The organism is Paenibacillus sp. TCA20 (assembly GCF_000732325.1).
In the GTDB taxonomy this organism is placed as follows: Bacteria; Bacillota; Bacilli; order Paenibacillales; family Paenibacillaceae; genus Paenibacillus; species Paenibacillus urinalis.
Genome location: NZ_BBIW01000018.1, coordinates 1 through 24,517, shown reverse-complemented (window position 1 = coordinate 24,517; position 24,517 = coordinate 1). Strand labels below are relative to the sequence as shown.

The 24,517-nt window shown below is 44.3% G+C and carries 40 protein-coding genes and 1 rRNA gene; 39 read left to right on the top strand and 2 right to left on the bottom strand.

Annotated features, from left to right (window positions below; genetic code table 11):
* The first annotated feature begins 10 nt into the window (after window positions 1–10).
* The 35 genes from rplB (at window position 11) to TCA2_RS23580 (ending at window position 20,297) form a co-directional block, all read left to right on the top strand.
* A complete protein-coding gene (gene rplB, locus TCA2_RS23740) occupies window positions 11–841 on the top strand; it encodes a 50S ribosomal protein L2 (protein WP_047914087.1) in 831 nt (276 codons plus the stop codon).
* Window positions 842–919: 78 nt separating this feature from the next.
* Window positions 920–1,198 carry a 30S ribosomal protein S19 gene (gene rpsS, locus TCA2_RS23735; protein WP_047914086.1) on the top strand — a complete coding sequence of 93 codons (279 nt, stop codon included), beginning with the start codon at window positions 920–922 and terminating at the stop codon, window positions 1,196–1,198.
* 39 nt (window positions 1,199–1,237) lie between these two features.
* A complete protein-coding gene (rplV, locus tag TCA2_RS23730; RefSeq protein ID WP_047914085.1) occupies window positions 1,238–1,570 on the top strand; it encodes a 50S ribosomal protein L22 in 333 nt (110 codons plus the stop codon).
* Window positions 1,571–1,583: 13 nt separating this feature from the next.
* Window positions 1,584–2,249 carry a 30S ribosomal protein S3 gene (rpsC, locus tag TCA2_RS23725; RefSeq protein ID WP_047914084.1) on the top strand — a complete coding sequence of 222 codons (666 nt, stop codon included), beginning with the start codon at window positions 1,584–1,586 and terminating at the stop codon, window positions 2,247–2,249.
* Window positions 2,250–2,251: 2 nt separating this feature from the next.
* Window positions 2,252–2,686: a 50S ribosomal protein L16 gene (rplP, locus tag TCA2_RS23720; RefSeq protein WP_047914083.1), complete on the top strand. Its 435-nt coding sequence runs from the start codon at window positions 2,252–2,254 to the stop codon at window positions 2,684–2,686.
* Window positions 2,676–2,873, top strand: coding sequence for a 50S ribosomal protein L29 (gene rpmC, locus TCA2_RS23715; RefSeq protein WP_047914082.1), 198 nt, complete (start codon window positions 2,676–2,678; stop codon window positions 2,871–2,873). Before rplP ends, rpmC begins: the two co-directional genes overlap by 11 nt.
* 51 nt (window positions 2,874–2,924) lie before the next feature.
* Window positions 2,925–3,191, top strand: a complete 267-nt coding sequence (gene rpsQ, locus TCA2_RS23710) for a 30S ribosomal protein S17 (protein ID WP_047914081.1) — start codon at window positions 2,925–2,927, stop codon at window positions 3,189–3,191.
* Between the two features lie 34 nt (window positions 3,192–3,225).
* Window positions 3,226–3,597, top strand: a complete 372-nt coding sequence (gene rplN, locus TCA2_RS23705) for a 50S ribosomal protein L14 (protein ID WP_047914080.1) — start codon at window positions 3,226–3,228, stop codon at window positions 3,595–3,597.
* Window positions 3,598–3,669: 72 nt separating this feature from the next.
* Window positions 3,670–4,023 (top strand): 50S ribosomal protein L24, encoded by a 354-nt coding sequence (rplX, locus tag TCA2_RS23700; protein WP_076315706.1) that lies wholly within the window; start codon window positions 3,670–3,672, stop codon window positions 4,021–4,023.
* 32 nt (window positions 4,024–4,055) lie between these two features.
* Window positions 4,056–4,595 (top strand): 50S ribosomal protein L5, encoded by a 540-nt coding sequence (rplE, locus tag TCA2_RS23695; RefSeq protein WP_047914079.1) that lies wholly within the window; start codon window positions 4,056–4,058, stop codon window positions 4,593–4,595.
* Between the two features lie 71 nt (window positions 4,596–4,666).
* The gene (locus TCA2_RS26810) at window positions 4,667–4,852 is read left to right on the top strand and encodes a type Z 30S ribosomal protein S14 (protein ID WP_013312154.1); all 186 of its coding nucleotides are present in this window, start codon (window positions 4,667–4,669) and stop codon (window positions 4,850–4,852) included.
* A 32-nt stretch (window positions 4,853–4,884) separates the two neighbouring features.
* Window positions 4,885–5,283 (top strand): 30S ribosomal protein S8, encoded by a 399-nt coding sequence (gene rpsH, locus TCA2_RS23690; RefSeq protein ID WP_047914078.1) that lies wholly within the window; start codon window positions 4,885–4,887, stop codon window positions 5,281–5,283.
* A gap of 32 nt (window positions 5,284–5,315) precedes the next feature.
* The gene (gene rplF, locus TCA2_RS23685; protein ID WP_047914077.1) at window positions 5,316–5,858 is read left to right on the top strand and encodes a 50S ribosomal protein L6; all 543 of its coding nucleotides are present in this window, start codon (window positions 5,316–5,318) and stop codon (window positions 5,856–5,858) included.
* A gap of 118 nt (window positions 5,859–5,976) precedes the next feature.
* A complete protein-coding gene (gene rplR / locus TCA2_RS23680; protein WP_047914076.1) occupies window positions 5,977–6,345 on the top strand; it encodes a 50S ribosomal protein L18 in 369 nt (122 codons plus the stop codon).
* 27 nt (window positions 6,346–6,372) lie between these two features.
* On the top strand, window positions 6,373–6,870 hold the full coding sequence (rpsE, locus tag TCA2_RS23675) for a 30S ribosomal protein S5 (protein ID WP_047914075.1): 498 nt from the start codon (window positions 6,373–6,375) through the stop codon (window positions 6,868–6,870).
* Window positions 6,871–6,882: 12 nt separating this feature from the next.
* Window positions 6,883–7,068, top strand: a complete 186-nt coding sequence (gene rpmD, locus TCA2_RS23670) for a 50S ribosomal protein L30 (protein ID WP_047914074.1) — start codon at window positions 6,883–6,885, stop codon at window positions 7,066–7,068.
* 50 nt (window positions 7,069–7,118) lie between these two features.
* Window positions 7,119–7,559: a 50S ribosomal protein L15 gene (rplO, locus tag TCA2_RS23665; protein ID WP_047914073.1), complete on the top strand. Its 441-nt coding sequence runs from the start codon at window positions 7,119–7,121 to the stop codon at window positions 7,557–7,559.
* A complete protein-coding gene (secY, locus tag TCA2_RS23660; protein WP_047914072.1) occupies window positions 7,559–8,857 on the top strand; it encodes a preprotein translocase subunit SecY in 1,299 nt (432 codons plus the stop codon). Before rplO ends, secY begins: the two co-directional genes overlap by 1 nt.
* Window positions 8,858–8,970: 113 nt before the next feature.
* Complete coding sequence (locus TCA2_RS23655; RefSeq protein ID WP_047914071.1) at window positions 8,971–9,615, top strand: adenylate kinase; 645 nt, start codon at window positions 8,971–8,973, stop codon at window positions 9,613–9,615.
* 5 nt (window positions 9,616–9,620) lie between these two features.
* Window positions 9,621–9,938: a hypothetical protein gene (locus TCA2_RS27035; protein ID WP_152557835.1), complete on the top strand. Its 318-nt coding sequence runs from the start codon at window positions 9,621–9,623 to the stop codon at window positions 9,936–9,938.
* A 7-nt stretch (window positions 9,939–9,945) separates the two neighbouring features.
* Window positions 9,946–10,236 (top strand): KOW domain-containing RNA-binding protein, encoded by a 291-nt coding sequence (locus tag TCA2_RS23650; protein WP_047914070.1) that lies wholly within the window; start codon window positions 9,946–9,948, stop codon window positions 10,234–10,236.
* A 19-nt stretch (window positions 10,237–10,255) separates the two neighbouring features.
* Window positions 10,256–10,471: a translation initiation factor IF-1 gene (gene infA / locus TCA2_RS23645; RefSeq protein WP_006212898.1), complete on the top strand. Its 216-nt coding sequence runs from the start codon at window positions 10,256–10,258 to the stop codon at window positions 10,469–10,471.
* 159 nt (window positions 10,472–10,630) lie between these two features.
* On the top strand, window positions 10,631–10,744 hold the full coding sequence (gene rpmJ / locus TCA2_RS23640; protein WP_003333770.1) for a 50S ribosomal protein L36: 114 nt from the start codon (window positions 10,631–10,633) through the stop codon (window positions 10,742–10,744).
* Window positions 10,745–10,765: 21 nt separating this feature from the next.
* Window positions 10,766–11,134 (top strand): 30S ribosomal protein S13, encoded by a 369-nt coding sequence (rpsM, locus tag TCA2_RS23635; protein ID WP_047914069.1) that lies wholly within the window; start codon window positions 10,766–10,768, stop codon window positions 11,132–11,134.
* Between the two features lie 19 nt (window positions 11,135–11,153).
* Window positions 11,154–11,549: a 30S ribosomal protein S11 gene (rpsK, locus tag TCA2_RS23630; RefSeq protein WP_017692100.1), complete on the top strand. Its 396-nt coding sequence runs from the start codon at window positions 11,154–11,156 to the stop codon at window positions 11,547–11,549.
* Between the two features lie 134 nt (window positions 11,550–11,683).
* Window positions 11,684–12,628, top strand: coding sequence for a DNA-directed RNA polymerase subunit alpha (locus TCA2_RS23625; RefSeq protein WP_047914068.1), 945 nt, complete (start codon window positions 11,684–11,686; stop codon window positions 12,626–12,628).
* Window positions 12,629–12,661: 33 nt separating this feature from the next.
* Window positions 12,662–13,027, top strand: coding sequence for a 50S ribosomal protein L17 (gene rplQ, locus TCA2_RS23620; protein ID WP_047914067.1), 366 nt, complete (start codon window positions 12,662–12,664; stop codon window positions 13,025–13,027).
* Window positions 13,028–13,219: 192 nt separating this feature from the next.
* On the top strand, window positions 13,220–13,996 hold the full coding sequence (gene truA / locus TCA2_RS23615; protein WP_047914066.1) for a tRNA pseudouridine(38-40) synthase TruA: 777 nt from the start codon (window positions 13,220–13,222) through the stop codon (window positions 13,994–13,996).
* Window positions 13,997–14,203: 207 nt separating this feature from the next.
* Window positions 14,204–14,641: a 50S ribosomal protein L13 gene (gene rplM, locus TCA2_RS23610; protein WP_047914065.1), complete on the top strand. Its 438-nt coding sequence runs from the start codon at window positions 14,204–14,206 to the stop codon at window positions 14,639–14,641.
* A 19-nt stretch (window positions 14,642–14,660) separates the two neighbouring features.
* A complete protein-coding gene (rpsI, locus tag TCA2_RS23605; protein WP_047914064.1) occupies window positions 14,661–15,056 on the top strand; it encodes a 30S ribosomal protein S9 in 396 nt (131 codons plus the stop codon).
* 240 nt (window positions 15,057–15,296) lie between these two features.
* Window positions 15,297–15,965 (top strand): S-layer homology domain-containing protein, encoded by a 669-nt coding sequence (locus TCA2_RS23600; RefSeq protein ID WP_047914063.1) that lies wholly within the window; start codon window positions 15,297–15,299, stop codon window positions 15,963–15,965.
* A gap of 331 nt (window positions 15,966–16,296) precedes the next feature.
* A complete protein-coding gene (locus TCA2_RS23595) occupies window positions 16,297–16,989 on the top strand; it encodes a phosphoadenylyl-sulfate reductase (protein ID WP_047914062.1) in 693 nt (230 codons plus the stop codon).
* An 81-nt stretch (window positions 16,990–17,070) separates the two neighbouring features.
* Window positions 17,071–18,243 (top strand): sulfate adenylyltransferase, encoded by a 1,173-nt coding sequence (gene sat, locus TCA2_RS23590; RefSeq protein WP_047914061.1) that lies wholly within the window; start codon window positions 17,071–17,073, stop codon window positions 18,241–18,243.
* 88 nt (window positions 18,244–18,331) lie between these two features.
* Entirely contained in the window at window positions 18,332–19,087 is a 756-nt protein-coding gene (gene cwlD, locus TCA2_RS23585; RefSeq protein WP_047914060.1) for an N-acetylmuramoyl-L-alanine amidase CwlD, read from the top strand.
* A gap of 85 nt (window positions 19,088–19,172) precedes the next feature.
* A complete protein-coding gene (locus TCA2_RS23580) occupies window positions 19,173–20,297 on the top strand; it encodes an Mrp/NBP35 family ATP-binding protein (RefSeq protein ID WP_047914059.1) in 1,125 nt (374 codons plus the stop codon).
* 109 nt (window positions 20,298–20,406) lie between these two features.
* Here TCA2_RS23580 and gerD read toward each other — a convergent pair whose 3' ends face one another.
* Window positions 20,407–21,201, bottom strand: a complete 795-nt coding sequence (gene gerD, locus TCA2_RS27030) for a spore germination lipoprotein GerD (RefSeq protein ID WP_047914058.1) — start codon at window positions 21,199–21,201, stop codon at window positions 20,407–20,409.
* A gap of 126 nt (window positions 21,202–21,327) precedes the next feature.
* Here gerD and TCA2_RS23570 point away from each other — a divergent pair, with 126 nt between their 5' ends.
* On the top strand, window positions 21,328–21,981 hold the full coding sequence (locus tag TCA2_RS23570; protein WP_047914057.1) for a KinB-signaling pathway activation protein: 654 nt from the start codon (window positions 21,328–21,330) through the stop codon (window positions 21,979–21,981).
* Between the two features lie 107 nt (window positions 21,982–22,088).
* On the opposite strand, the gene pdaB is transcribed toward TCA2_RS23570, so the two are convergent.
* Window positions 22,089–22,880: a polysaccharide deacetylase family sporulation protein PdaB gene (pdaB, locus tag TCA2_RS23565; protein WP_047914056.1), complete on the bottom strand. Its 792-nt coding sequence runs from the start codon at window positions 22,878–22,880 to the stop codon at window positions 22,089–22,091.
* A 138-nt stretch (window positions 22,881–23,018) separates the two neighbouring features.
* Here pdaB and TCA2_RS23560 point away from each other — a divergent pair, with 138 nt between their 5' ends.
* The 3 genes from TCA2_RS23560 to TCA2_RS23550 all read left to right on the top strand — a co-directional run.
* Window positions 23,019–23,630: a stage II sporulation protein M gene (locus tag TCA2_RS23560; RefSeq protein WP_047914055.1), complete on the top strand. Its 612-nt coding sequence runs from the start codon at window positions 23,019–23,021 to the stop codon at window positions 23,628–23,630.
* Between the two features lie 99 nt (window positions 23,631–23,729).
* Window positions 23,730–23,957 (top strand): hypothetical protein, encoded by a 228-nt coding sequence (locus TCA2_RS23555; RefSeq protein WP_047914054.1) that lies wholly within the window; start codon window positions 23,730–23,732, stop codon window positions 23,955–23,957.
* A gap of 490 nt (window positions 23,958–24,447) precedes the next feature.
* A 16S ribosomal RNA gene (locus tag TCA2_RS23550) occupies window positions 24,448–24,517 on the top strand; the annotation flags it as partial.

The following is a 24,517-nucleotide window of genomic DNA, read 5'->3' as shown; positions in this document are numbered from 1 at the left end:
GGGAAAATCAGTGCCAATCAAAAAGTACAAACCGACGTCTCCGGCTAGACGTAACATGTCTGTGTCTACTTTTGAAGAGATCACAACAAATCAGCCAGAGAAATCGCTGCTTGCTCCACTGAGCAAAACAGCTGGCCGTAACAACCAAGGTAAAATTACGGTTCGTCACCATGGCGGCGGACACAAACGTAAATACCGTATTATTGACTTTAAACGTACTAAAGATGGAATACCGGGCCGCGTTGCTACAATCGAGTATGACCCGAACCGTACTTCCAACATCGCTCTGATCCATTATGCTGATGGTGAGAAACGTTACATCATCGCTCCTAAAGGACTTAAAGTAGGGGATCAAATCGAGTCTGGACCTAGCTCCGACATCAAAACAGGTAACGCACTGCCGCTTGAAAACATTCCAGTAGGTACCGTTATCCACAACATCGAACTTCAACCAGGTAAAGGTGGACAATTGGTTCGCGCAGCTGGTACTGAAGCTCAACTTCTTGGTAAAGAAGAGAAATATGTAACAGTACGTCTTTCTTCCGGTGAAGTACGCCGTATCCTTAAAACTTGCCGTGCAACAATCGGATCTGTTGGTAACGAAGATCACGAACTTGTTAAAATCGGTAAAGCAGGCCGTAGCCGCTGGCTCGGACAACGTCCTGAAGTTCGCGGGGTAGTAATGAACCCTAACGATCACCCTCACGGTGGTGGTGAAGGCCGCGCTCCAATCGGACGTAAATCGCCAATGTCTCCATGGGGTAAACCAACTCTTGGTTACAAAACGCGTAAGAAAAACAAAGCTTCTGACAAATACATCGTTCGCCGCCGCACGAAGTAATACACAATTAACCTGTGCATAACTTCGCGCGAGCGATCGTGAATGAACGAGAACATTGGATGAAGGGAGGATTTACACATGAGTCGCAGTCTTAAAAAAGGGCCATTCGTAGATGGCTACCTGTTGAAAAAAGTAGAAGACATGAACGAAGCTGGCAAAAAGCTGGTGATCAAAACTTGGTCCCGTCGTTCTACAATTTTCCCACAATTCATTGGACATACGTTTGGTGTGTATGACGGCCGTAAACACGTTCCTGTTTATGTAACGGAAGATATGGTTGGACACAAGCTGGGTGAGTTCGCTCCTACGCGTACTTATAAAGGCCATGCAGCAGACGATAAGAAGACTAGAAGATAAATGATCATCAAGCGCTAATGTTTGAGAGGAGGTTAAACAATGGAAGCAAAAGCACATGCCAAGTTTATTCGGATTGCTCCTCGTAAAGTTCAACTCGTTGTTGACTTGATTCGCGGCAAGCAAGTGGGCGAGGCGATCGCGATTCTGCGCCACACTCCAAAATCCGCTTCTCCAGTTGTTGAGAAATTGCTGAACTCTGCTATCGCAAACGCAGAGCACAACTACTCCCTGGATGTTAACAAACTGGTTATCTCGCAAGCTTACGTAAACCAAGGTCCGACAATGAAACGTTTCCGTCCTCGTGCAATGGGACGTGCAAGCCGGATCAATAAACGCACTAGCCACATCACTTTGGTGGTATCTGAAAAATAAGGAGGGAAAACGTGTGGGACAAAAGGTAAATCCCGTCGGACTCCGTATCGGCGTAATCCGTGATTGGGAATCCAAATGGTACGCAGGCAAAGATTTCGGTGATCTTTTGCTGGAAGACGTAAAAATTCGTGAATACCTGAAAAATAAATTGAAAGACTCCGCAGTATCTCGTATCGAAATCGAGAGAGCGGCTAACCGTGTCAACGTAACGATCCACACTGCTAAACCAGGAATGGTTATCGGCAAAGGTGGTTCTGAAGTTGAAATCCTCCGTGGTCAAATCACGAAGATTGCAGGCGGTAAGAAAGTTCATATCAATATCTCTGAAATCAAACAACCAGACCTTGACGCAATTCTCGTTGCTGAAAGCATTGCACAACAATTGGAACGCCGTGTTTCTTTCCGTCGTGCTCTGAAACAAGCGATTCAAAGAACTATGCGTTCAGGTGCTAAAGGTATCAAAACACAAGTAGGCGGACGTCTTGGCGGTGCTGAGATCGCACGTTCTGAAGGCTACAGTGAAGGAACTGTTCCACTGCACACGCTTCGTGCCGACATCGATTATGGTACAGCGGAAGCTCATACAACTTACGGCCGTCTTGGCGTAAAAGTATGGATCTATCGTGGAGAGGTTCTTCCTACGGCTAAGAAACAAGCTGCTAAGGAAGGAGGCAACTAATCATGTTGGTGCCAAAACGCGTAAAACACCGCAAGCAACAACGCGGTCACATGAAAGGTCAAGCTAAGGGCGGAACTACACTGAACTTCGGTGAGTACGGTCTGCAAGCGACTGAACCATCTTGGATTACGAACCGTCAGATCGAGGCTGCTCGTATCGCGATGACTCGTTACATCAAACGTGGTGGTAAAGTTTGGATCAAAATCTTCCCAGACAAACCTATTACTCAAAAGCCTCTCGAAGTACGTATGGGTAGTGGTAAAGGTAACGTCGAGAAATGGGTTGCTGTTGTAAAACCAGGAAAGATCATGTTCGAACTTTCTGGTGTATCTGAAGAAGTAGCTCGCGAAGCAATGCGTCTGGCTGCTCACAAGCTGCCAATTAAGACGAAGTTCGTGAAACGTGAAGAATTGGGTGGTGAAGTAAATGAAGGCTAGTGAATTCCGCAACCTAACCACTGCTGAAATTGAGCAAAAGATTGCCGGATTTAAAGAAGAACTCTTTAACCTCCGCTTTCAACTCGCTACCGGTCAGCTTGATAACCCGACACGTATTCGTGACGTACGTAAAGAAATTGCACGTGCTAAAACGATCATCCGTGAAAGAGAACTTGGGATTAGCTAATAAATAGTACCGGATGGAACATCCGTCTGTAATTGAGGAAGGAGGCCAACAATGAGCGAAGAACGTAACGCACGTCGAGTGCAAATCGGTAAAGTGGTTAGCGACAAAATGGACAAAACAATCGTGGTTGCTGTAGAAACTTACAAAAAGCATGACTTGTACCATAAACGCATCAGATACACGAAAAAGTTCAAAGCACATGATGAAAATAACACTGCGAAAATCGGTGATACTGTTAAAATCATGGAAACTCGTCCTTTGTCGAAAGACAAGAACTGGAGACTTGTTGAAGTCGTAGAAAAAGCGGTTATCATTTAATGATATTCAGCTCTGCTGAAAGGAGGAAAACAAGATGATTCAACCATTTACACGTTTGGCTGTAGCTGACAACTCTGGTGCGAAGGAACTGATGTGTATCCGCGTACTAGGTGGTACGGGACGTAGTCGTACAGCACAAATCGGAGACCTGATCGTTTGTTCTGTAAAACAAGCAACACCAGGCGGCGTTGTCAAAAAAGGTGATGTAGTAAGAGCGGTAGTCGTTCGTACGAAACGTTCTGTTCGTCGTAAAGACGGATCTTACATTGGTTTTGATGAGAATGCAGCAGTTGTTGTTAAAGAAGACAGAAGCCCACGCGGAACTCGTATTTTCGGACCAGTTGCTCGCGAACTTCGCGAAAAAGACTACATGAAGATCGTTTCCTTGGCTCCAGAAGTTATCTAATGAACGTATATTGATCCTTGTATAAAGGATTCGATTCATACTTGTTCACGCAAGTCATAGGAGGTGTACGAAATGGCAAAAGTGAAAAAAGTTCTGGAATCTCATAACAACAAGTTGCACGTCAAAAAAGACGACACTGTTATGGTGATCAGCGGTAAAGACAAAGGCAAAAAAGGCCGTGTCATCGCAGCTTATCCTCGTGAGAATCGCGTTCTTGTTGAAGGTGTTAACCTCGTGAAAAAACACCAAAAGCCTAACCAGCTGAATCCACAAGGCGGAATCATCGAGAAAGAAGCTCCAATCCATGTATCGAACGTGATGCACATTGATCCGAAGAGCGGAAATGTAACTCGTATCGGTTATAAAGTTTTAGACAACGGCAAAAAAGTACGCGTTGCTAAACGTTCCGGAGAATCGATCGACTAATGTAATCGAATGAGAAAGGAGGTCCATAATTCATGGCAAGAATGAAAGAACGTTTTCTGAATGAAGTAACTCCTGCTTTGATGCAGAAGTTTGAATACAGCACAGTAATGCAAGTTCCTAAGATCGAGAAAGTGGTAATCAACATGGGTGTGGGTGACGCTGTCCAAAACTCCAAAGTACTTGATTCCGCTGTGAACGATATGCAGCTGATCTCTGGTCAAAAACCAGTTATCACTAAAGCTAAAAAATCAATCGCCGGTTTTAAACTTCGTGAGAACATGCCAATCGGGGTTAAAGTAACACTGCGCGGACAGCGTATGTATCACTTCCTTGATAAATTGTTCAACATCACTCTACCTCGTGTACGTGACTTCCAAGGCGTATCGAACAAAGCGTTCGATGGTCGCGGTAACTACACACTTGGACTTAAAGAACAACTCATCTTCCCAGAGATCGAGTATGATAAAGTCGACAAAGTACGCGGTATGGATATCGTAATCGTAACTACAGCTAAAACGGACGAAGAGTCCCGCGAATTGCTTACTCAACTGGGAATGCCTTTCGCAAAGTAAGAAATAACAGTATCCGGGAATCCAGCTAGGGTCCCGAATTCTCCGAAATTATTTAGGAGGTGTCAGGCTAAGTGGCAAAAACTTCAATGAAAGTTAAACAACAACGCACACCGAAGTTCAAAGTTCGCGCTTATACTCGTTGTGAACGTTGCGGTCGTCCACATTCTGTATTGCAGAAGTTTAAAATTTGCAGAATTTGTTTCCGTGAATTAGCTTATAAAGGCCAGATCCCTGGCGTGAAAAAAGCAAGCTGGTAAAAAGTCCTGAACGGGAAGGAGGTTTACACACAATGACTATGTCTGATCCAATTGCAGATATGCTTACTCGCATTCGTAATGCGAACACAGTTCGTCACGAGACGGTAGAAATGCCTGCTTCGACGATGAAAAAACAAATCGCTGAAATCCTGAAGCGTGAAGGTTTCATTCGTGATGCAGAATATGTGGATGATAACAAACAAGGCATCATCCGTGTCTTCTTGAAATACGGTCAAAACAACGAGCGCGTTATTACTGGTCTGAAAAGAATCAGTAAACCAGGCCTTCGTGTATACACGAAAAGCAATGAAGTACCTCGCGTACTTGGTGGTCTCGGAATCGCGATCATCTCTACTTCCAAAGGTGTAATGACAGATAAAGAAGCTCGTCAAGCTAAATCTGGCGGCGAAGTTGTCTGCTACGTTTGGTAATATAAAGTCACAGAACAAGGAGGTGCAACAACATGTCCCGTATTGGTCGTAAACCAATTACAGTACCAAGTGGCGTAGAAGTCACTCTGGACAATACCGCAATTACGGTTAAAGGTCCTAAAGGTACACTTACACGTGAACTTCATAAAGAAATGAAGGTTTCCGTTGAAAATAATGAAATCACAGTAACACGTCCTTCTGATCACAAAACACATCGTTCTTTGCACGGTACTACTCGTTCCGTAGTAAATAACATGGTACTTGGCGTAACTGAAGGATTCTCGAAATCTCTGGAGCTGGTTGGGGTCGGATATCGTGCAAGCAAATCCGGAGATAAAATCGTTCTGAACGTAGGTTACTCCCATCCGGTAGAAATCACGCCGGAACCGGGTATTGAGTTCGAAGTTCCTTCGAACACTAAAATCATCGTTCGTGGAATTAACAAAGAGCGCGTAGGTGCTTATGCAGCTGAAATCCGCTCTGTTCGCGAACCTGAGCCTTACAAAGGTAAAGGGATTAAATATGAAGGCGAACGCATCATCCGTAAGGAAGGTAAAGCCGGTAAGAAGAAATAAGATTTCTTACCGACTTTGTGCCGTCCCCTGGCTTTTCAGGAGATGCTCGTGTTTCTAATATACCCTGTGCGTCTTAATGTGAAGCTATTCAAGGCTAACTGAAGGGAGGAAACGTGAAATGATTACTAAACAAGATAAGAACAAAGTGCGTCTGAAAAGACATATCCGTGTTCGTGGTAAAATTTCTGGTACGGCTGAGCGTCCACGTTTGAACGTATTCCGTTCCGATAAACATATCTATGCTCAACTGATCGATGATGTAGCAGGTGTAACGCTTGTATCTGCATCGACGGTAGACAAAGAAATCAGCGGCGAAATCACAAACGGTGGTAACGTTGAGGCAGCTAAGAAAGTTGGCGCTCTCGTTGCTAAACGTGCGAAAGAAAAAGGATACACTAACATCGTTTTCGATCGTGGTGGCTACCTTTATCATGGACGTATTCAAGCTTTGGCTGATGCTGCTCGTGAAGCAGGGCTTGAATTCTAAGATATTTTTTAAAAGGAGGTTAACGACTTGCGTGTAGATCCTAACACTTTAGAACTCACTGAAAGAGTTGTAAATATTAATCGCGTTGCTAAAGTAGTAAAAGGCGGACGTCGTTTCAGCTTCAGCGCTCTGGTAGTTGTCGGTGATGGCAATGGCTGGGTTGGAGCTGGTATCGGTAAAGCAGGCGAAGTACCTGATGCGATCCGCAAAGGTATTGAAGATGCTAAGAAAAATCTAATCCACGTACCACTCGTAGGAACAACAATTCCTCACTTGATCACTGGTAAATTCGGAGCTGGCCGTGTTCTTTTGAAACCAGCTGCTGAAGGTACTGGGGTTATCGCTGGTGGTCCAGTTCGTGCCGTTCTGGAACTTGCTGGTGTGGGTGACATTTTGACAAAATCACTGGGTTCTTCGAATTCCATGAACATGGTCAATGCGACCTTGGAAGGTTTGTCCCGCTTGAAACGCGCTGAAGATGTAGCGAAATTGCGTGGAAAAACTGTCGAAGAGCTTCGGGGCTAAGGAGGGAATCTCATGTCTAAACTGGAAATTACCCTCGTTCGCAGTTTGATCGGACGTCCTGAGACACAAAGAACGACTGTTAACACACTCGGTCTTCGTAAACTCAACCAAACTGTGGTTCATAACGACAATGCTGCGATCCGCGGTATGGTGAATAAAGTAAGTCACTTGGTTTCTGTTAAAGAAATCGAGGCATAAGGAATAGCATCATAGGGCTTGTTCCCACAAATCATTAAGGAGGTGCAACGATGAAGTTACATGAGCTTTCTCCAGCTCCTGGATCGCGTAAAGAACGCAAACGTAAAGGTCGCGGTCCAAGTAGCGGTATGGGTAAAACTTCAGGTCGCGGTCACAAAGGTCAAAACGCTCGTTCTGGCGGTGGTGTTCGCCCAGGCTTCGAGGGTGGTCAAAACCCACTGTATCGTCGTCTGCCAAAACGCGGTTTCGTAAACCCTACCCGCAAAGAATATGCGGTTGTGAACATTGAAGATCTGAATAGTTTTGAAGCAGGTACAGAAGTAACTCCAGAAGTTTTGGTTGAAACAGGTATTGTGAATAACACAAAATCTGGCATCAAAATTCTTGGCAATGGCGAAGTTACTGTAAAACTTACAGTAAAAGCGAATAAGTTCTCTCAATCTGCGGTAGAGAAAATCGAAGCTGCCGGCGGTAAAACCGAGGTGATCTAATGCTCACATCCCTTAAGAATATATGGCGAGTCGAAGATCTTCGAAAACGAATTTTGTTCACTCTCTTTGTTCTAATTATTTACCGTATCGGCTCCTTTGTTCCTGTTCCAGGAGTTAACAAGGAAGTATTCGACGCGGTAGATTCGCAAGGCAGAGAATTGTTTGGTCTTCTGAACACATTCTCAGGCGGAGCGTTGTTCCAGTTCTCGATCTTTGCGCTAGGGATTATGCCATATATTACAGCATCCATCATTACACAATTGTTATCGATGGATGTTATTCCGAAACTTGCGGAATGGGCCAAACAAGGTGAGCATGGTAAGAAAAAATTAGCCCAGCTCACTCGGTATGGTACAGTGGTGTTGGGATTAATCCAAGCATTTGGTACATCGATCGGATTTAACCGGTTGTATGGACAGGAAATGGTGCCTAATGCGACTTTCGTTGACTATATTGTCATCGCGATTGTATTGACGGCAGGTACTTCATTCCTTATGTGGCTTGGTGAGCAGATTACGGAAAGAGGTATTGGTAACGGGATTTCAATCATTATCTTTGCCGGTATCGTTGCTACCATTCCAAATGTTATCCGTACAACAATAGAATCAGAATTCATTCAGGCAGATCAGTTGTTCATGAACATCCTTAAGGTTGTTATTGTGGCACTGGTTCTTCTCCTGACCATTGTAGGGGTTATTTACATCCAGCAGGCGATCCGGAAGATTCCGGTTCAATATGCAAAACGTGTTGTAGGTAACAAAATGTATGGTGGACAAAACACCCATATTCCGCTGAAAATCAATGCGGCGGGCGTTATCCCTGTTATTTTCGCTGTATCACTTCTTCAGTTTCCGATCATTATCGCTTCGTTCTGGGCGGGTTATGGCTGGGCGAACTGGGTTACAACGCATTTGTCTTATGACAAACCGTTGGGTATGGTGCTCTATGTTATCATGATTATTGGTTTCACGTTCTTCTACACTTTCGTGCAGATGAACCCGCAGCAAATGGCTGATAACATGAAGAAGAACGGCGGTTATATCCCAGGCATTCGTCCGGGTAAAGCAACTGAGAAATACTTGTCCCGTGTCTTGACTCGTTTGACGATGACCGGAGCTTTGTTCTTGGCTGTCATTTCCGTTCTACCTGTATTCTTGGGCTCACTTTCCGGTTTGCCTCAAGTTGCACAGCTTGCTGGTACTTCCATGCTGATCGTTATTGGTGTAGCATTGGATACGACTAAGCAAATTGAAAGTCAATTGATCAAACGCCATTACAAAGGTTTCATCAATAAATAGCCATAGGTTCCGGTAAAGAATGCAATAGTTCGCCCTTGCTGGTGAGTTGCTAAGACCGGCACCTATTGTGCTGTTTCTTGTTGAAGGGATAGTCTTGGAGGGAGTGACATAACGTGAACATCTTATTCATGGGCCCTCCTGGGGCAGGAAAAGGGACACAAGCAGAAGCGATTGTTAATGAATTCGGCATTCCTCACATTTCGACAGGCGATGCATTTCGTTTGGCGATTAAGCAAGGAACTCCTATTGGGATTAAAGCTAAAGAATACATGGATCAGGGTAAGCTTGTACCAGACGATGTTACCATAGGTATTGTTGAAGAACGTCTTCAGCAGCCTGATTGTGAGAAGGGCTTCCTGTTGGATGGATTTCCACGGACCATTTCACAAGCAGAAGCACTGGACGGTATTCTGGAACGTTTAAATACTGGTTTGGATCATGTCATCAACTTGAAGGTTGACCGTAACAAATTGCTGGCTCGTCTAACGGGTCGCCGTTTGTGCAAAAATTGCGGTTCTACGTATCATGTTGTTTTTAACCCGCCTAAACAGGAAGGTATTTGTGATAAATGCGGCGGCGAGTTGTATCAGCGTTCTGACGATAACGAAGAGAGCGTAGGTACTCGTCTTGACGAATATATCAACAAAACAGCACCACTCCTCACGTTTTATGAGAACAAAGGTCTTCTGCGTCAAATCGACGGGGAACAGGAAATTCATGCGGTATCGCAAGAGATCGTATCCTTACTGCGGGGTTAATGGTAATGATCATTTGTAAGTCCGATGCAGAACTGGGTTGGAAGAGTGAGACGCGTTTATCCGGTACGCAAGTACAGGAAGATCAGACGGTTCATTATTTATCCCGGGTTTTGACCGGAGAACTTCACCAAATGACTGATCAATATCATCGCAGTCAAGGGGCTGTGTCGTCTTTCACAGGTTATCACGGTTTTCCTGCCAGTATTTGTACTTCAGTCGATGAACCGAAAGTGCATGGGTTGCCCAGCTATATTCGATTGTTTGCAATGTCGTATGACGGTCGATCTGTACTCCATTTTTGCGAAGGCGAGATGCGTAGGTGATGAGAAGATGAATGAAGAAATCCCACAAATCGGTCAAATCGTAAAAATCCTTCGAGGCAGGGATGCTGGCCAGTTTGCAGTAGTCATCGCTGTTGAGGACAACAGATATGTATATATTGCTGACGGGGACAAACGCAAGTTTGATGGAGCTAAGAAGAAGAACCTTCTTCATCTGGATCCCCAGCCGATGATCAGCAGCGAGGTTGTAAACAGTATTAACGAAATTGGACGGGTTACGAACGGAAAACTGCGTTATGCAGTCCAGCAGTTCATAAATGCAAGCGAAGTTCAAAGCTGAAGAAGAAAGGAGACTATCTGTGGCCAAAGAAGATGTCATTGAAGTGGAAGGAACGGTTATAGAGCCGCTTCCTAACGCAACGTTCAAAGTAGAGCTTGAAAATGGTCATCAAATTCTAGCTCACGTATCCGGCAAACTGCGGATGCATTTTATCCGCATTCTGACAGGAGATAAAGTGGTTGTTCAGTTATCGCCTTATGATCTAACCAAAGGGCGTATAACTTATCGTAAATAGTAAGGTGCATTTTCTGAAATAACGAATGAGAGTTACAACAGTTTTGCATGTGAATGCAATCTTGGTGTACCCTATGTACAAGAGACTGCTTCCATAGAAGCTGTGGAATGCTTTCGAAGTCAGTTTTACTCATCGTAAAACTTTGAGGAGGTAATCAACATGAAGGTAAGACCTTCTGTAAAACCTATCTGCGAGAAATGCAAAGTCATTCGCCGCAAAGGTAATGTAATGGTCATCTGCGAAAATCCGAAACACAAACAAAAACAAGGTTAATAGAAGGGGGTGTAGCGTAAAATGGCTCGTATAGCTGGTGTGGATTTGCCACGTGACAAACGCGTTGAGATCGCCTTGACTTACATTTTCGGAATCGGTCAAACGACTTCCCAGAAAATTCTGAGCGAAACAGGCATTAGTCCAAATACTCGTGTCCGTGATCTGACGGAAGATGAAGTGAGCAAATTACGTGATGGTATCGACAAATTGGTTAAAGTAGAAGGTGACCTTCGTCGAGAAATTTCTTTAAATATTAAACGTTTGACTGAGATTGGCTGCTACCGCGGTATTCGTCACCGTCGTGGGCTTCCAGTTCGTGGACAACGTACTAAAACAAATGCTCGTACGCGTAAAGGTCCTCGTCGTACTGTAGCAAACAAAAAGAAATAAGAAGGGAGGATAATCTACAATGGCTAAACCGAAAAAAGTCGTACGTACTAAACGTCGTGACCGTAAAAATATTGAGTCTGGCGTGGCACACATCCGTTCCACGTTCAACAACACAATTGTTACCATTACGGATCCACACGGTAACGCTATTTCCTGGGCAAGCTCCGGCGGTCTTGGATTTAGAGGTTCCCGTAAGTCGACTCCGTTCGCAGCTCAAATGGCAGCAGAAACTGCAGCTAAAGCGGCAATGGAACACGGCATGAAAGCAGTCGAAGTTATGGTTAAAGGACCAGGTGCTGGCCGCGAAGCAGCTATCCGCTCTTTGCAAGCTGCAGGTCTGGAAGTTAACCTGATCAAAGACGTAACTCCTGTGCCACATAACGGATGCCGTCCTCCAAAACGTCGTCGTGTCTAATGAGATTTGCCCCCTTAGTGTGGTATAATCCGGCACAATCTGTTAATAATGGTTGTTTAGGCATACTACATGGCTACACTAGATAAGGTAAATGTTTCATATAGGACAGGACGTTTTGAAGGAGGGGTATTGCAGTGATAGAAATCGAAAAGCCGAAAATTGAGACGGTAGACGTCAATGATGATGGCACTTATGGCAAATTTGTGGTGGAACCGTTGGAACGTGGATATGGTACGACGCTGGGCAACTCGCTTCGCCGTATCTTGCTTTCCTCGCTTCCAGGTGCAGCAGTATCATCGGTACAGATCGATGGTGTGTTGCATGAATTTGCTACAGTTCCTGGCGTAATGGAAGACGTAACGGAAATCATTTTGAACCTGAAAGCTTTGTCTTTGAAAATTCATTCGGATGAAGAGAAAGTTCTTGAGATTGATGCTGAAGGTGAAGGGGCTGTAACAGCCGGAGATATTCGTGCGGATAGTGATGTGGAAATCCTTAACCCGGATCTTCATATCGCAACTCTTGGTCCAGGTTCGAGACTACACATGCGTATTTTTGCCAATCGCGGTCGTGGCTACGTCCAAGCGGATCGGAATAAACGCGATGACCAACCGATCGGCGTCATCCCTGTGGATTCCATCTATACCCCGATTGCACGTGTCAACTATGGTGTTGAGAATACGCGTGTTGGTCAAGTAACGAACTATGACAAGCTGACGCTTGAAATTTGGACTGATGGAAGCATTCGTCCAGAAGAAGCAGTTAGTCTTGGCGCCAAAATTTTAACCGAGCACCTGTTCTTGTTCGTTGGTTTGACTGACGAAGCTAAAGATGCAGAGATCATGGTTGAAAAAGAAGAAGACAAAAAAGAAAAAGTACTCGAAATGACGATCGAAGAGCTCGATCTATCTGTTCGATCCTATAACTGCTTGAAGCGTGCGGGTATTAACACGGTTCAGGAATTGACCACTAAGACTGAAGAAGACATGATGAAGGTACGTAACCTTGGTCGCAAATCTTTGGAAGAAGTGCAAGAGAAGCTCGAAGAGCTAGGTTTGGGTCTTCGTACAGAAGAATAGCAAGCGATTGTTTGAAGTGAAGGAGGGGAAAACATGGCATACCAAAAGTTGGGTCGTAACTCCAGTGCTCGTAAAGCATTGTTCCGTGACCTCGTAACGGATCTATTCTTGTACGAGCGTATTCAAACGACTGAAGCAAAAGCGAAAGAGGTTCGTTCTATCGCTGAAAAGCTGATCACCAAAGCGAAGCAAGGGGATCTTCATGCACGTCGTCAAGTGGCTGCTTATGTACGTCGTGAGACGATTGATGGTGAACAGGATGCAATTCAAAAACTGTTTGGCGAAATCGCACCACGTTACGCTGAGCGTCCAGGTGGATACACTCGTATCATGAAACTAGGACCTCGTCGCGGTGACGCTGCGCCTATGGTTTACTTGGAACTGGTAGACCGCGCGTAAATAGTGGCATAAAGTGAGGGAAGGGTGACAGGATTTATATTCTGAACATGCCCTTTTTTTCCTTGCCTCATTGAAGCGACGGTTTGGGGAGGAGCTCCGATAGGAGCTCTTTTTCATTGTAATGAGGATTGGAAGCTGTATGTTTTGACTTAGAAGGCTGTGTGCTTAGTATGGGATAAAGGTGTGAATTCGATGCGGAACATATGTATGAAGGTGAATTATGATGGTACGGATTATTTTGGTTTCCAAACCCAGCCGATCGGGAACACCATTCAGGATCGAATTGAAGAAGCGATCAAATCACTGACAGGTGAGGCGGTCAAAATACATGCATCAGGTCGTACAGACGCTGGAGTGCATGCGATTGGACAGGTTTTTCATTTCCATACTGAATCCATGATTCCGATCGATCGCTGGTGTATGGCGCTGAATGGCAGACTGCCTGAGGACATCATACTCACCGATGCTTACGAAGTTCCGCTTGAGTTTCATTCCAGACGTTCTGCCAAGAGAAAAACATATCGTTACACCATTAATGCCAATCAGTTTCTCGATCTATTTAATAGACGGACGCAGCTGCATCATCCAGGTAAGCTGGATATACAAGCGATGCGGGAGAGTCTCCCATACTTGCTTGGGACTCATGACTTTACCTCTTTCGCCTCCCGGCACTCCACCAAGCAATCTCATATCAGGACACTGTATGAGGCAGAGCTTACAGTTGATAGTTCCATGAGCCGCAAAGGCCACCCGAGAGATCAAGGTGTTATACATCTGTTTATTACGGGAAACGGCTTCTTGCAGCATATGGTCCGTATTATTGTCGGTACGATGCTGGAGGTCGGAGAAGGGAAGCGTAAGCCAGAAGAGATGAAGTTGATCTTGGAGGCAGAGGACCGCTCTGCAGCAGGGCCTACGGCGGTTAGCAAAGGGCTGATGCTGTGGAATGTGGAGTATGAGGATTTCTAAAAAAAACCTCGGATAAATGCCTTGCGAACTGGGCTGCAATCGTGTAATATATAAGTTGTGTTTTCTTAATGGCTTTCCCACAGCCCCAATTAAGTGAACAACCAAAATGCAACACCAATCCATCAAAACAAACAGTTGAACTTAACGAATATAAACGACTAACATTTATGCGTATTATGAACGCGACATTTGAAGGAGGAACTTTTCATGCGTACCACTTATATGGCGAAGCCTAATGAAGTTGAGCGTAATTGGCACATCATTGATGCTGAAGGCAAAACGCTCGGCCGTCTGGCAAGCGAAGCTGCGGCTTTGATCCGCGGCAAACACAAGCCACAATTTACTCCACATGTTGACACTGGCGATTTCGTTGTTGTCATCAATGCAGAGAAAATTGTTCTTACTGGTAAGAAAATGGAGAACAAAAACTACTACCGTCACTCTATGCACCCAGGTGGCCTGAAAGTCACTCCTGCTAAAGATATGGTGAAAAACAAACCAGAACGCATGATCGAACTCGCTGTACACGGCATGCTTCCTAAGACTCGTATGGGTAACCAAATGAAGCTTAGACTGAAAGCATATGCTGGCGCTGAACATCCACATGCAGCACAAAAACCTGAAGTTTACGAACTTCGCGGATAATTAAAAGGAGGACAGTTTCATGGCACAAGTACAATACTATGGGACAGGTCGTCGTAAACATTCGGTAGCACGTGTTCGCCTTGTACCGGGTGAAGGACGCATTGTCATTAACAAACGCGACATCAACGATTATTTCGGCGGTTTGGAAACACTCAAACTGATCGTTAAACAACCACTTGAACTGACTGAAACTTTGGGTAACTACGATGTTCTCGTAATCGCTCATGGTGGTGGTATCACTGGTCAAGCAGGGGCAATTCGTCACGGTATCTCCCGTGCACTTCTGAAGGCTGACCCAGAATACCGTCCAGGTCTGAAAAAAGCAGGCTTCCTGACTCGTGACCCACGTATGAAAGAACGTAAAAAATACGGTCTTAAAGCCGCTCGTCGTGCACCACAGTTCTCGAAACGTTAATATTATCTTGGTTCTCCAAGATTACAGCCTCTGGCCATCCGGTCAGAGGTTTTTTATTTTACTTTGCCTATCCTTCTCTAAAGTGTCCGCGCTTATATTCTTTAGTAGCGCATTAGAACAACTTCCTCAATCCCATCCTATGCCATTGCTGCAACCTTCTGAAGGACGTCATCGTTTAGAGTACAAGAAGGAATCCTCTTCTTATAACAACTTAATTTAATTAGAAGGCAGGTTATAACGATGCGACGATTGAATAAAAATGTGATTGGGTTCATGGCGGTTTCTTTAGCTATTACATTAGGTAGTGGCTTAACGTATGCAAATGTCGGCTTCACGGATATTCAAGGTACATATGGGGAAGCGGAGATCCGTTCCTTACAGGAAAGAAGTATCGTCAGAGGGATAGGGAACGGGGAATTTAAGCCTGAGTCCTCCTTATCGACTGCTGAGGCTGTACAATTGATTGCAGGAGGTCTTAAGTCGATTTCTAGCGACAAGAAGGAAGAGCTTAAGTTGGAAGGCGAGACAGTTGAAATGTATAGTGAGGTATGGCTTGAAGGCTGGTATGCAGATGCATTCATAGACTTTAATGACAATGGCCTTTCGGTTCCTGCGGAGCTGACACCATCATCCTCAATAACCAAGGAGCAATATACGGCATTACTCATAGATATGATCGAGAAATACGCCGGTTTGCCGCTGATCAATATCAAGCCTGAGGAAATCTCAGATGCAGATGACATCACACCTGCTTACCAAGGCGCCATTCAGCGCTCATTAGTTTGGGATATTACAGAGCTGGATGATAAGCTTAACTTTTCTCCGAGAGCGGAGATTACACGGGCAGAGGCTTCGGTTATGCTCTTCCATGCACTGGAGTTTTTGAGCAAGCATCCTTATAGGCACTAAATGTACAGTGAAACACGAATCTTCATCGTTTTACCTTAGAAATTGTAAAAGGCTTGTTCTTCTTTAAAGTTAAACTAAACAGACAATGCATTGGGTATTCTTCGGAGCTGCCCGTGTCTACTTCTGAATGGTCACTTTACTAACGAAGAACAGGCTTTTTTTGCATACTTTTTATCAAAAACAAATAAAGTTTCAAAAAAACCTTAAATTCTTAGTAAAAAAGTTGGATTTAGCATTGACTTTCTCCTGGTAAGATTTATACTTAATTGTAATTCATATCTAAATTGTAGGTTTTAATGTAAGGTAGTACACATATGGGAGGCAAGTACAAATGAATTTGTTAGAAAAAGAAGAATTGGCTAGAGTTAAAGCGATCGAGCTCGAGGATGCAACGCCGGAGGATATTATTCGTTTTGCTGTTGAGACATTTCCGAACATCACATTTGCTTGCAGTTTTGGTGCCGAAGATGTTGTCTTGGTTGATATGCTTCAAAAAATCAGTCCTAAATCAGACATATTTTATCTAGATACAGATTTTCATTTTAAAGAAACATATGAGACACGGGATCGTCTTGTAGCTCGTTATCATATTGATTTTGTCAGAGTATCACCAAAGATTACACCCGAAGAGCAAGCGCAGGAGCATGGTGCAGAGCTGTGGAAGTCTGATCCGAATGCATGCTGCAACATTAGAAAGGTAGAGCCTTTGACACGTATCCTATCTCAATATGATGCATGGATTACCGGAATTCGTCGTGACCAGGCACCTACTCGCGCAAATGCAAAGAAAGTAGAGTACGATACGAAATTTGGCCTAATGAAATTCAATCCGATTGCGGGCTGGACGAACGAGGATGTATGGAACTATATTCGGGAGAACAATCTGATCTATAATCCGCTCCATGATCAAAATTACCCAAGTATAGGATGCGAATATTGCACTAGACAGGTAATGCCGGGAGAAGATCCCCGAGCAGGACGCTGGTCAGGTAATGATAAAACGGAGTGTGGATTGCACAAATAAGCGATTCAATTTATTAAATTTAAATAGCTTGCGTAACTTCAAATCATCGTTATAGACAATCGCTCATAAGGAGATGGGTTCATGGCTGCGATATTGCCTCATGGTGGAACACTAGTTAATCGGATTGTAACAGGTGCAGAGCGAGAAGAACAGCTCAAGCAAGCTAAGGAGCTAAGACAGCTGCCCATTACCAATTGGACCATATCGGATTTGGATTTGATTGGTGTGGGTGCATTTTCTCCGTTGACCGGGTTTTTAAATGAAGAGGATTATCAGTCTGTAGTTCATAACATGCGACTTGTAAATGGTACGGTGTGGAGCATTCCGATTACACTTGATGTGAATCCCGAGTATGCAGCATCGTTTGAAATCGGTGAGGTCATTGCTCTAGTAGGTCAGGAAGATAGTGTGATCTATGGGACGCTGACTGTGGAAAGTGTGTATAAGGCAGATCATGAGGTTGAAGCAGTAAAAGTCTATAAAACAAATGATAAAGAACATCCTGGTGTGAAAAAGCTGTTTGAACGCCATACAACTTACGTAGGCGGTTCGATTCAAGTGTTGAATCGTAAGCAGCCAGCGAAGTTCGAAGAATTTTATTATGATCCGGCAGAGACACGTGAACAGTTTGAAGCCAAAGGCTGGAAGACAGTGGTAGGGTTTCAAACACGTAATCCTGTTCACCGTGCACATGAATATATTCAGAAGAGTGCGATGGAGATTGTGGATGCTCTGTTCCTTAATCCACTTGTTGGTGAGACGAAGTCAGATGATGTGCCGGCGGATGTCCGTATGAAGAGTTATCTGGTTCTGCTCGAGAATTACTATCCGGCGAATCGGACTTTCCTGGGTGTATTTCCGGCAGCGATGCGTTATGCAGGTCCGAGGGAAGCGATCTTCCATGCGATGGTCCGCAAGAACTATGGCTGTACTCATTTTATCGTTGGCCGTGATCATGCAGGGGTAGGCGATTATTATGGTACCTATGAGGCCCAGGAGATCTTCACTAATTTTACAGCTGAGGAGCTTGGGATTACTCCGCTATTCTTCGAACACAGCTTCTTCTGTACGAAATGCGGAAATATGGCCTCCAGCAAGACTTGCCCGCATGGCAAAGAGGACCATTTAACATTGTCGGGTACGAAAGTAAGAGGGCTCCTGAGAGAGGGACAATGCCCGCCGCCGGAATTTACGCGCCCGGAAGTAGCGGAAGTGCTGATTGAGGGTATGACGGAGCAGCAGGTAACCACATAATTTAGGTTTGTCCTTATATAAATGAATATTTGTCCACCTCGTCCCATATAGATCATTATGGTCAGTTTGGATCGGAGGTGGCTTTTTTATGCGAAAAAAACGTTCGAATAAGCTCTTGGTGTGGATTCATGTTCGAACCATGAAGAGAGTCCTGCTGGGAGCTCTTCTGCTGGCTCTATTTGTCTGTATCGCTATATATGAGGTACCGGCATCTAAAACGTGGAATTATTGGAGCCTGCCGTTGTCAGGGAAGGTCATTGCTCTGGATGCAGGGCACGGTGGTCCAGACGGGGGAGCCGTGAGCAAGCAAGGGGTTATTGAGAAAGATATCAATTTAGCTGTAGCCTTGTATTTACGGGACTATTTGCAGCAAGCAGGTGCTACTGTGGTCATGACCAGAGAAACAGATGTCGACCTCGCTCCTGAAGATACCAAGGGATATTCCAAACGAAAAACAGAGGATCTGAAGCAGCGTGTAAGAATGATTGAGGATAAGCAGGTGGATATGTTTATTAGCATTCACATGAACAGCATCCCTTCTAATCGCTGGAGCGGAGCACAGGTATTCTATTACCCGAATCATGAAGATAATCCAAACTTTGCTGCACTCATTCAGGACGAGATTAGACGAAACCTAGAGAATACAGATCGAATCGCAAAAACTGTTAACACCGTATATATGCTTCAAGCATTAAAAATGCCGTCTGTGCTTGTTGAGGTGGGCTTTCTGTCACATCCCGAAGAATCCAGACTACTGGCAGAGGATGAGTATCAGCGTAAGGTAGCAGCATCTGTCTACAAAGGAATTTTGAGATATGCCTCAGGGGAAAAAATGAAAAACTAAAATAATGCACCTCAGAGTGTTATAATAGATCTGTACTTGTATAAAAGGAATACATGCCAATAGATAAAGCTGAGGTGCTATCATCATGTTATCAAGAGACCAAGTGCTGGAATTATTATCTGACATTCAGGAGCCTGTGAGCGGACTTCGGTATGCAGATCTGAACTTTATTCGCGATATCATGGTTAAAGAGGATCGAATCCATTTGACCATGATTTGTTTGACTGAAGATGAAAACGTTCGCAGAACGCTTAAAGATCAGGCAGCCTCTGTACTGCGTCAGGCAGGAGTGAATGAAGTCCATGTGCGGCTTCGCAATGCTTCAGACATGGAGCGAGAAGGCGCGTTAGGGGATAGCAAGAAGAGGAATACAGAAGCAGCAGAACCAACTGATGAAGAAGTGCTGGTCAAAGGACACGCTGCAGGGATGGAGAATAACGATCTCCTAGATCCTGCGTCAGGAGTTCAGTTTATCGCCATTGCAAGCGGCAAAGGCGGAGTCGGCAAATCGACGGTTTCCGTAAACCTGGCTGCTGCCCTCGCGAGGCAGGGGAAGAGAGTAGGAATCATTGATGCGGATATTTACGGCTTCAGCGTTCCCGATATGATGGGGATTGAAGAGGGGCCTGCAGTGGTGGATGGAGCAATTCAGCCTGTGGAGCGTTTCGGTGTCAAAGTGATGTCTATGGGCTTTTTCGTTCAAGAGAACAGTCCAGTTGTCTGGAGAGGCCCGATGCTGGGGAAAATGCTGAGACAGTTCTTCAGTGATGTGAATTGGGGGAGTCTTGATTATATGATCCTTGATTTGCCTCCAGGTACAGGAGACATTGCACTGGATGTACATCAAATGATACCGCAAAGCAAAGAGATTATTGTAACGACACCCCATGCTACAGCAGCCTTTGTTGCGGCGCGAGCTGGAGCGATGGCGATACAGACGCAGCATGACATTCTGGGCGTAATCGAAAATATGGCTTATTATCAATGCGGATCCTGTGGAGAGAAAGATTATGTATTCGGAAGAGGCGGCGGGGGCCGGTTAGCCGAAAGCCTGCATACGGAATTGCTCGCCCAAATTCCACTCGGTAATCCGGATAATCACATTTCTGAGCCTGATTTCTCTCCATCGGTTTATAAGGATCATACAGAGATCGGACAAATGTATAATGATGTTGCAGCAGCGATTATTGATAAGACAACTGTTGAATAGAAATATTGAATAAAAAAACCAAGCCGCACTGATGTCATAGGCCGTCTTATGGACGAGCTAATGCCATGATTGGCTTGGCTTTTTTTATTAGGTTAAGACTCAAATAGGGTTAACTGCTGCCACCAGATCCGCTTTCTCCGCCTTCGCCGCCGCTTTCATTCCCGCCTTCACCACCGCCGCCGCCTTCGCCGCCGCCACCTTCGCCTTGAGCTCCCCCAGCGCCTTCACTTTGTTTAGGCTGCAGCTCCTCTTTGACAACGGCCTGCAGCAGCTCCATAACTTCCATACGGAAGAGTGGATTCTGCATAGCTTCCTGCATGACACTCATCGTCTGTTTGCGATAATCAGCACTTTGAGTGAGCTCCAGCATCATTTTTTGCATTTCAGGAGATTTCAGCATATCCTCCATCGACTTTTGGTACGTAGGGTCCTTAATAAGCTCCATGTGAATTTGCTTGCTCTGGGCGTTAACCACCTTGGCAAATTCTCCTGCAAATTTCGGGTCCTTCATGATCTCTTCAAATTCCTTCTTGTACTCAGGGGAGGAGAGGGTGTCTTTGACCGCAAGACGAATATCCTCACTTGATCCGCCTGAAGTAAGCATTCGAATACCAAAGCTTCCTGAAGCAGAGCCTCCGCCTGATCCTGAACCAGATCCGCCTCCGGATCCTGATTCTTCTTCCGAACCGCCCTCACCGCCGCCGCTTCCTGTACTGCTTTGACCAAGAAGGGCTTCCTCCATTGCTTTTTTACCTTCATCGCTTTTCAAAATATCAACGACCATCGTCTTCATTTCTTTATAACTGCCGCCTTGGGATCCAGAGCTTTGATCAGACCCGCATCCGGATAAAAGGGTGGCCATACCGCCTACCAAACACAAGTAACGTAAATTATGCCATTTCACGCGCCTCACAGCCCCTTTTTAAGATACTGATTGTAGTATGAGGGGAATACACGATAATTATGTCCGATAAGCCATGGTTTTTTATTGAGAAGGTTGGTAAAATAAAGACTCGGAGGTGGAAAAGGTTTGAATTTAAGGAAATGGTTTTATTTATTTTGGCGAACCTTATGTGTCGGGGGAATTGCTTCACTGATTACAGGCTTTATTCTTACGACCGGTGATTATGTATCCTCAGGAACAGCGGATTATCTTTTGTATCTGGTTATTCTGTTCGGCTCGGGCATGATGATCAGCTTGTACTCACAGCTTGGTTTTTTTGCTTATTTGATCTTGAACTATATGGGACGAGGCACCTTTTCTCAAAAAACATGGACTTATATTCAGCTTGCCTTAACAGCCCTTGCCTTGCTCGAATTAATGTTTTTCCGGATATTCATGAACGAAGGAAATGGAGCATCGGACCTTATCCTCGGCATCATTATTCTATTGACCGCTGTTGTAACCGCTTATTTTAAAGTGAGAGCTACCAATAATCATGCCCTTATACCGACATTATTTTTCATGATTGCATTGACAATTGTTGAGACAATCGGAGTGCTTAGCATAGGGGATCATTCAGCTACTGCCTTTACCGTTATTCCACTTCTGGCCTGCAATACATATCAAATTCTAATGCTGCACCGCATTGCACCAGCGTCAAGTGACGCATCAAGCAATCATACGGCAGACAGTAAGCCGGTCGGAGGGAAGACATCAAGCATGAATACGTCTGTAAATTGAAAAAAATGCCAAAGAGCTAACCGGGGTTAGCTCTTTTATTTTATATTCAAGTGTTCATCTGCCGATCACTAGGTCGAGCAAATTATTGCAAAAATAGAGCAGCAGTGTTAAAGCTGTGTATCGTTCATCGCTTGATCGCGTACTTCGGCACCTTTAACATTAGATTGATTGATCAATTCGGATACAGTAACGAACTCATATCCTTTTTGACGTAGCTGCTCGATAATTTGAGGAAGGGCTTCATGGGTTTGTTTAACAGAATCACTGGCATGCAGGAGTACAATATCTCCAGGATGAGCTTTACTTACAACACGATCTACGATTTGGTCGACGCCAGGGTTCTTCCAATCCAGGGAATCGGTGTCCCACTGAACCACTTGATAATTCAAAGTATCAGCGATACGAAGGACTCGTTTATCAAAATCACCGTTTGGCAAACGAATTAAGCTCGGTTCTTTTCCGGATACTTCGGTTAAAATACTATGTGCTGTTGAAATCTGCTTGCGAATTTCTTCATCCGTCAGACTGCTGTAATTGACATGCTTGTGACCATGGCTTCCAATTTCATAACCTGCGTCCTTTATGGAAGCTACGATCTCAGGATGGGTTTTACTCCAGGGAGAGGATAGGAAGAAGGTAGCCCTCTGGACATTTTGCTCCTCCAGTACTTTGAGAATAGGTTCTGTTCGCTTGTCACCCCAGCTGATATCAAATGTAAGAGCGATCACTTTCTTCTCCGTAGGTACACTGTATACAGCTGCAGGAGCTCCGCCTTCGGAGAACACGGAAATATCCTCTGTTTCAATATAGATGATCCCGAGTGTAAAGATTGCAGCGGCGAACACGATGAGGAACCTTTTGATTTTTCTCCCGTTTAATACATAGAAATATGAGTTCATGTCATTGCTCCTCCCATTAGCAGGCTCGTTTACTTTTATGTGTATGCTCGTACCTTGTACATATGACTAGTACGTACTATCAAAGATCTGATAGCTAAATGGGTTGGTTTAATTTCTAAGGAAGAGGGTAATAAGAAGATGTTTCGTTTTCAAACCTTTTTAATGGATGCTCGATCAATATCTCGATACATACTCGTAGCAACACTGATCTTTATAGGTGGTGGAGTGCTCGGTTGGATGAGTACAGGAGTTCTGCAGGATATCATGCTTCAGCAAATCAGTGGACTTAGCGAGATCAGCAACGAGCTGCGGCAAAGTGAGAATGTCCAGTGGAGCTTTTTCACGTTTATTTTTTTCAATAATGCCATAAAAGGTGTGCTTGTCATCTTTGCAGGAGCACTCGGCGGAATTATCCCCGTAATCTTCTTAATCATAAATGGCGGAGTGCTAGGCTTCTTGTTGCATGCAGCATGGCAGCAGGGAATTAGCTATTACGAGGTCGTAGTAAAAGGTTTGCTGCCACATGGCATTATCGAAATTCCAGCCATTATTATTGCTTGTGCCTTTGGACTGAAGCTCGGTGTAATGATATATAAGGCGCTGGGTGAAATCGGTATGGAAACAAGCACGAGATCCATTAGACTAGGTGCATATATGAGACAGACGGCGACCGCATCCTTATGGATTGTAATACTTTTGTTTATTGCTGCTATTATAGAGAGCACATTGACATACTTCTTGGTACAGTAAAAAATTTTTCGGCTATGATTCATAAATTTCCCAAAACTTGAGCATAACAATAAAACATCTTGTTAGTCAGACAAATAAAGTAGATGAAGGAGAAGTTCGATGCTCGGAATGCTGTTTAATGAAAAAGAATGTAAAGAACTCGATTACGTCCTAAGAAAAGAACTTGATGAGATGTTATTGGATCTTGGTGATTCAAGATTAGATCATGACATCCGTTACGCCATTGCAAACCGTTATAAGACAGTTTTCCGAATGTACGCACGTTTTGCACCAGCGAAGGAGTTATCCAAATATGCGCGGAACGGGCGGTTTCCACAGATCAAGTAAACGAATAAACTGATATAGAACCTCTCTAGTAATAGGGAGGTTTATTATTTTGCGTGAACTTTTTAATATGTATTTTGTGTTCAGTAGAAGTAACAAATTGTTATATGAATTCGGAATAGTATCGTTAAATTTTTTTTATAAAACAGTTGACCTATTGAGTTATAATATGATAAATTATAACTCGTTCCTTTTTAGTAAGTTGTCTCTGCAATAGAGACGAAGCGAGATGGTAAAAAAATTTCTTCAAAAAAAGTCTTGCATTACTGAATCGGATGTGATACATTATAAAAGTCGCCGCTGAAATTGAGCGACGGCGAGAAAATGAAAGATTTGATCTTTGAAAACTGAACAACGAGTGAGCAGAATTTTGCAACTGCAAAATTCTAAACGCGAGGTTATGGTACAAGTCGTCAGACGGTATGATAACCGAGCAAAATAAAGAGAACATTATGTTCTCGTCAGTTTTTCTAAATGAGCTTAATCGCTCTCTTTTTCGGAGAGTTTGATCCTGGCTCAGGACGAACGCTGGCGGCGTGCCTAATACATGCAAGTCGAGCGAA

Bases quoted from the DNA above. Each gene is read 5' to 3' on its own strand.
- rpsS (WP_047914086.1), top strand. From the start codon at position 920: ATGAGTCGCAGTCTTAAAAAAGGGCCATTCGTAGATGGCTACCTGTTG.
- rplV (WP_047914085.1), top strand. From the start codon at position 1,238: ATGGAAGCAAAAGCACATGCCAAGTTTATTCGGATTGCTCCTCGTAAA.
- rplP (WP_047914083.1), top strand. From the start codon at position 2,252: ATGTTGGTGCCAAAACGCGTAAAACACCGCAAGCAACAACGCGGTCAC.
- rpmC (WP_047914082.1), top strand. From the start codon at position 2,676: ATGAAGGCTAGTGAATTCCGCAACCTAACCACTGCTGAAATTGAGCAA.
- rpsQ (WP_047914081.1), top strand. From the start codon at position 2,925: ATGAGCGAAGAACGTAACGCACGTCGAGTGCAAATCGGTAAAGTGGTT.
- rplN (WP_047914080.1), top strand. From the start codon at position 3,226: ATGATTCAACCATTTACACGTTTGGCTGTAGCTGACAACTCTGGTGCG.
- rplX (WP_076315706.1), top strand. From the start codon at position 3,670: ATGGCAAAAGTGAAAAAAGTTCTGGAATCTCATAACAACAAGTTGCAC.
- rplE (WP_047914079.1), top strand. From the start codon at position 4,056: ATGGCAAGAATGAAAGAACGTTTTCTGAATGAAGTAACTCCTGCTTTG.
- rpsH (WP_047914078.1), top strand. From the start codon at position 4,885: ATGACTATGTCTGATCCAATTGCAGATATGCTTACTCGCATTCGTAAT.
- rplF (WP_047914077.1), top strand. From the start codon at position 5,316: ATGTCCCGTATTGGTCGTAAACCAATTACAGTACCAAGTGGCGTAGAA.
- rplR (WP_047914076.1), top strand. From the start codon at position 5,977: ATGATTACTAAACAAGATAAGAACAAAGTGCGTCTGAAAAGACATATC.
- rpmD (WP_047914074.1), top strand. From the start codon at position 6,883: ATGTCTAAACTGGAAATTACCCTCGTTCGCAGTTTGATCGGACGTCCT.
- rplO (WP_047914073.1), top strand. From the start codon at position 7,119: ATGAAGTTACATGAGCTTTCTCCAGCTCCTGGATCGCGTAAAGAACGC.
- secY (WP_047914072.1), top strand. From the start codon at position 7,559: ATGCTCACATCCCTTAAGAATATATGGCGAGTCGAAGATCTTCGAAAA.
- TCA2_RS27035 (WP_152557835.1), top strand. From the start codon at position 9,621: ATGATCATTTGTAAGTCCGATGCAGAACTGGGTTGGAAGAGTGAGACG.
- TCA2_RS23650 (WP_047914070.1), top strand. From the start codon at position 9,946: ATGAATGAAGAAATCCCACAAATCGGTCAAATCGTAAAAATCCTTCGA.
- rpmJ (WP_003333770.1), top strand. From the start codon at position 10,631: ATGAAGGTAAGACCTTCTGTAAAACCTATCTGCGAGAAATGCAAAGTC.
- rpsM (WP_047914069.1), top strand. From the start codon at position 10,766: ATGGCTCGTATAGCTGGTGTGGATTTGCCACGTGACAAACGCGTTGAG.
- rpsK (WP_017692100.1), top strand. From the start codon at position 11,154: ATGGCTAAACCGAAAAAAGTCGTACGTACTAAACGTCGTGACCGTAAA.
- rplQ (WP_047914067.1), top strand. From the start codon at position 12,662: ATGGCATACCAAAAGTTGGGTCGTAACTCCAGTGCTCGTAAAGCATTG.
- truA (WP_047914066.1), top strand. From the start codon at position 13,220: ATGCGGAACATATGTATGAAGGTGAATTATGATGGTACGGATTATTTT.
- rplM (WP_047914065.1), top strand. From the start codon at position 14,204: ATGCGTACCACTTATATGGCGAAGCCTAATGAAGTTGAGCGTAATTGG.
- rpsI (WP_047914064.1), top strand. From the start codon at position 14,661: ATGGCACAAGTACAATACTATGGGACAGGTCGTCGTAAACATTCGGTA.
- TCA2_RS23600 (WP_047914063.1), top strand. From the start codon at position 15,297: ATGCGACGATTGAATAAAAATGTGATTGGGTTCATGGCGGTTTCTTTA.
- TCA2_RS23595 (WP_047914062.1), top strand. From the start codon at position 16,297: ATGAATTTGTTAGAAAAAGAAGAATTGGCTAGAGTTAAAGCGATCGAG.
- sat (WP_047914061.1), top strand. From the start codon at position 17,071: ATGGCTGCGATATTGCCTCATGGTGGAACACTAGTTAATCGGATTGTA.
- cwlD (WP_047914060.1), top strand. From the start codon at position 18,332: ATGCGAAAAAAACGTTCGAATAAGCTCTTGGTGTGGATTCATGTTCGA.
- TCA2_RS23580 (WP_047914059.1), top strand. From the start codon at position 19,173: ATGTTATCAAGAGACCAAGTGCTGGAATTATTATCTGACATTCAGGAG.
- pdaB (WP_047914056.1), bottom strand. From the start codon at position 22,880: ATGAACTCATATTTCTATGTATTAAACGGGAGAAAAATCAAAAGGTTC.
- TCA2_RS23560 (WP_047914055.1), top strand. From the start codon at position 23,019: ATGTTTCGTTTTCAAACCTTTTTAATGGATGCTCGATCAATATCTCGA.
- TCA2_RS23555 (WP_047914054.1), top strand. From the start codon at position 23,730: ATGCTCGGAATGCTGTTTAATGAAAAAGAATGTAAAGAACTCGATTAC.